Below are 3,198 nucleotides of genomic sequence, written 5' to 3'. Positions count from 1 at the left end.
TTTTTCTCGCGCTCCGCAGGAGCGCTCTCTGAAAGCACTTCCAATTGAGAGTGCAAACTTCTTAGAATAGCATTTTTGAAGAAGAATCACAAACCTTGGTCAAACTTCGCGCAGGCGAAGTTTGTAACTGGTGGGCCCGCGGGGATTCGAACCCCGGACCTCCACCTTGTCAGGGTGGCGTCATAACCAGTCTAGACCACGGGCCCAGCCCAAATGTTGGTGGACCGGCCGGGATTTGAACCCGGGGCCTCCGCCTTGCCAAGGCGGCGCTCATACCAGGCTGAGCTACCGGCCCACCTGACGACGCCGTTATCTCCTTCCTGGGTGGGTTTATAAATTTTACGGTCAATAAGATGTCCATCGAAAAGGTAATATGTAGTCCTACCAACAATGAAACGGTGATTTGAAATGAATCCAATTGAGGAAGCCGAGAGAATTAAGGACCAGATAATAGCCTGGCGTAGGGACTTCCACATGTGGCCGGAACTCAAGTACGAGGAGGAGAGAACCTCAAAGATTGTTGAGGAGCACCTTCGCGAGTGGGGATACAGGATAAAGCGCGTTGGGACTGGAATCATAGCCGACATCGGCGAGGGCGAGAAGACCATAGCGTTACGCGCCGATATGGACGCACTGCCGATTCAGGAGGAGAACGATGTTCCCTACAAGTCCCGCGTTCCAGGGAAGATGCACGCCTGCGGTCACGATGCCCACACGGCCATGCTCCTTGGAGCGGGAAAGATAATCGCCGAGTACATTGAGGAGTTCAACGGCAGGGTAAGGCTAATCTTCCAGCCCGCCGAGGAGGGTGGAAACGGGGCTTTAAAGATGATTGAAGGGGGCGCCCTTAAAGGCGTTGACGCAATCTTCGGCTTCCACGTGTGGATGGACCTGCCAAGCGGAATCATTGGAATCCGCGAGGGACCGTTCTTAGCGGGAGCAGGATTTTTCGAGGCAAAGATAATCGGCAAGGGCGGACATGGAGCGAGCCCACACGAAACGGTCGACCCCATACCAATAGCTTCCGAAATAGTTCTGGCACTGCAGACGGTTGTGAGCCGGAACGTTGACCCAAAGGAAATGGCCGTTGTCAGCGTTACGGCAATAAACGGTGGCACAACCTTCAACGTCATCCCCGAGGAAGTTTCACTCAAAGGAACGTTCAGGTTCTACAAAAACGAGGTCGGAGAGCTTCTCAAGAGACGAATAAAGGAAATCATCGAAGGAATCTCATCGGCGCATGGAGCGGGGGCTGAATTAAGCGTGCACGACCTTACACCCCCGACCATCAACGACCCGAGGATGGCACAGTTTGCCAGAGAGGTCGCGAAAAAGTACGGCCTGAGATATGGAGACGTCCAGCCGAGCATGGGCGCCGAGGACTTCTCCTACTACCTTCAGAGCGTTCCCGGGGCCTTCCTGACCCTTGGAATAAGGAACGAGAAAAAAGGCATCGTCTACCCAGCCCACCACCCGAAGTTTAACGTCGACGAGGACGTCCTTCACCTCGGCACCGCGATGGAGGTTGCACTCGCGAGGGAGTTCCTCCGCCAAAGCCCCTTTCCGATTATTTGAACCCTCCCCTTCTTTTCTGCCCCGAGCCTTTCAGCGGTTTCCTCGTCCAGGGTCGTGAGAACCTTCTCGAAACCAAGCTCCTTAGCCCTGCCCAGAGCGGACTCTACGTCCTTTGAACTGCCCCACAGGAAGAGGCTCGCCTTTCCGGGCCTGCCCGGGAGGTGCTTTAAAACGTAGTATGAGCCTCCCGATGTTCCTGCCTCGGCCAGCTCGTGAACGCCGGCGAAGACGTCCTTAAAGCTCGAGAACCACATGTCGTAGGAACTCTAGAAGCGGCCGGCGACTAGCTCAAGCTCCCTAACGGTCTCCCATGGGAAGAATTTCAAAGCCTTGATCCCTTTAGCCTCGAAGTCCGCAGTATCAACCTCGACGACCCAGTTCTCGTAGAGAACCTCCTCGAACCCGAGCTTTTTGTAGAAACCCCTAGCCTCCTCCTCTGGCTGAACGGTGAGCATCTCGGCTTCCCTTTCTCTCGCAATGTCCTCGACGAACTCCATCAGCGCCCTGCCAACGCCCGTTCTTCTGTAATCAGGGTGAACCTCTATGACGTCAATGTGAGCGATTCTTCTGATTTCCCCTTTGATTGGCTCCTCTGAGAACAGAACCTCCACCTCGCCGACGATCTTTCCGTCAAGTTCAGCAACGACCACGAGCTGGTCGTCGAGCAGGAGGTTGTTGAGGTGAATCGAGAGAGTCTCAACGCTCATCCACGGCCCGCCTCTCCAGTAGCGCTCCTGGACGGAAAGGCCGGAAAAGTCTTCGCCTGCCGTGTGAACGGCAACGATGCCCCTAACGTCGTTCAGCGTGGCGGGTCGAACTTCGAGCATCTTAATCCCCCAGGTAGCCGAACTCTTTCAGGATGTGCATTACCGCCTCCGCTCCGCCGTCCCCGTAGGGCTTCTCGGTAACGTAGTCAGCTTTCTGCTTGAGGCTCTCAGGGGCCTGAGCGATGGCAACGCGATAGCCAACGACCCTGAAGGCATCGAGGTCGTTCTCACCGTCGCCGACGTGGGCAACCTCCTTCGGCTTTATTCCGAGGTATTCGCAGGCCTTCTCTATCCCGGTCCCCTTGTTAATCCAGGGTTTCTTCACGTGGATTGCGAAGCCAGAATCAACCGCTACTAGGTTAAGCCCGAGCTCCTTAATGATTTCCCGCACCGCCTCGACGGGAACGGTTCTTAAAACCACCAGTCCGGCCTTTCGCTCCATCGTCGAGTAGCTCAGCTGGGCCTCTGGATGGCGTTTCTTCAGCTCGCTCCAGAGTATCCACTCCTCGTCCATGTCGGTCAGAAAAACGCGCTTCCTCATCGTCTCCTCACCTTTCAGCGAGAGTGCCCCGCCGTCTTCAGCTATGACCGGCCCGCTGGTGCCGATGAAAACGGCCGCGGCTTCGGCGAATGGAACGGAGTTCCCCGTTACGAGCATGACCGGAACGCCAAGTTTCTCGGCGAGCCTTATCGCCTTCAGGGCGTCGATGCTCAGCGTCCTGTCGCGATACGTTATCGTGCCGTCTATGTCAAGGGATATAGCCTTAATCCTCATTCTCTCACCCGAAGACGGGAAAGATGGGACCGATATAAGCCTTTCTACCCATCAATGGTCCTTCATAATCTCCCTCAAAAC

General features: G+C 55.6%; 4 protein-coding genes and 2 tRNA genes. 1 reads left to right on the top strand and 5 read right to left on the bottom strand.

The annotated features are described in order from the left end of the window. Positions 1-128: 128 nt before the first annotated feature. Both MVO87_RS08575 and MVO87_RS08570 read right to left on the bottom strand, forming a co-directional pair. Positions 129-206, bottom strand: a tRNA-Val gene (locus tag MVO87_RS08575). Positions 207-217: 11 nt separating this feature from the next. Further along, positions 218-295: transfer RNA gene (locus MVO87_RS08570), tRNA-Ala, on the bottom strand. A gap of 113 nt (positions 296-408) precedes the next feature. On the opposite strand from MVO87_RS08570, the gene MVO87_RS08565 reads away from it, so the two are divergent. Next, the gene (locus tag MVO87_RS08565; protein WP_297552891.1) at positions 409-1,575 is read left to right on the top strand and encodes a M20 metallopeptidase family protein; all 1,167 of its coding nucleotides are present in this window, start codon (positions 409-411) and stop codon (positions 1,573-1,575) included. Here the strand turns inward: MVO87_RS08565 and MVO87_RS08560 are convergent. From MVO87_RS08560 to MVO87_RS08550, 3 genes are read right to left on the bottom strand one after another with little or no spacing between them, the layout of a single operon-like run. Next, positions 1,503-1,829 (bottom strand): hypothetical protein, encoded by a 327-nt coding sequence (locus tag MVO87_RS08560; RefSeq protein ID WP_297512508.1) that lies wholly within the window; start codon positions 1,827-1,829, stop codon positions 1,503-1,505. The two genes, MVO87_RS08565 and MVO87_RS08560, sit on opposite strands and share 73 nt — an antisense overlap. A gap of 12 nt (positions 1,830-1,841) precedes the next feature. Beyond that, complete coding sequence (locus MVO87_RS08555; protein WP_297512506.1) at positions 1,842-2,402, bottom strand: GNAT family N-acetyltransferase; 561 nt, start codon at positions 2,400-2,402, stop codon at positions 1,842-1,844. 1 nt (position 2,403) lies between these two features. Continuing rightward, the gene (locus MVO87_RS08550) at positions 2,404-3,117 is read right to left on the bottom strand and encodes a phosphoglycolate phosphatase (protein ID WP_297512504.1); all 714 of its coding nucleotides are present in this window, start codon (positions 3,115-3,117) and stop codon (positions 2,404-2,406) included. Positions 3,118-3,198: the final 81 nt, after the last annotated feature.

The organism is Thermococcus sp., assembly GCF_027063845.1.
Taxonomy (GTDB): domain Archaea; phylum Methanobacteriota_B; class Thermococci; order Thermococcales; family Thermococcaceae; genus Thermococcus.
The sequence above is the reverse complement of the archived record's forward strand: the minus strand, read 5'-3'. Positions and strand labels throughout refer to the sequence as shown.